The organism is Pseudoalteromonas sp. SIMBA_162 (genome assembly GCF_046535955.1).
Lineage (GTDB): Bacteria > Pseudomonadota > Gammaproteobacteria > Enterobacterales > Alteromonadaceae > Pseudoalteromonas > Pseudoalteromonas marina.
The window spans coordinates 1-656 of record NZ_JAWJBQ010000059.1 but is presented as its reverse complement, the minus strand read 5'-3'; the positions used below and the strand labels follow the sequence as shown (position 1 = coordinate 656).

Annotated in this window: 1 protein-coding gene; it reads right to left on the bottom strand. The window is 34.8% G+C overall.

From position 1 onward, the window contains the following. The coding region (locus R0J88_RS18690) for a helix-turn-helix domain-containing protein (protein WP_410900686.1) at positions 1-539 on the bottom strand (539 nt) is incomplete at its 3' end. Positions 540-656: the final 117 nt, after the last annotated feature.

Below are 656 nucleotides of genomic sequence, written 5' to 3'. Positions count from 1 at the left end.
CGTGCATAGTTGATATTAGGACTAACCCCATAGGTATCTCGATAAACACTGATATAATAATTACTTACGTCCCTAGCAGTTTTGAATGTACCAGTACTGTTATTGGTACTAGTATTAGTACTAACGTCATTACCAATGGTAGTATCAGTTTCAATACTGTTATCAACTTCACCCCCAAAAATAGCTACCTGTGACATCGGGTGTACAGTGTAAGCACTATTCTTATGAAGTCCTTGTTTAACTAGTTTTCTTTCCAGTAAAGGCTTATTATTAATTTTAAATTCTAGCAACTCGTTGATAGCTTTATTCACGGTTGTCTTACTAACACCGCATCTTTCGGCTAGTTGTCGTTGTGTCGGATAACATTCACCATTTTCATCCATATAACTACAAATTCCTAAAAGTACTGTGAAGTTAGTAGGCTTCAATTCCGAAACTAATCCACTTTTAAAGGCTGATAGATAAAGTCTTAAATATACTTGCTGTGACGTTTCCTTAGTAGTAACGTCAAACTCTTTTTTTACTGATACTGTTATCATGTGTAGCACCCTTTCTTTATGTCTTACACACCAATAACGTACCTTGTACCAATTTCAGACCATCGATGTACCAAATTCTAATACTTCCTTGTATCAAATTTTTGAAATTCAAGAAAC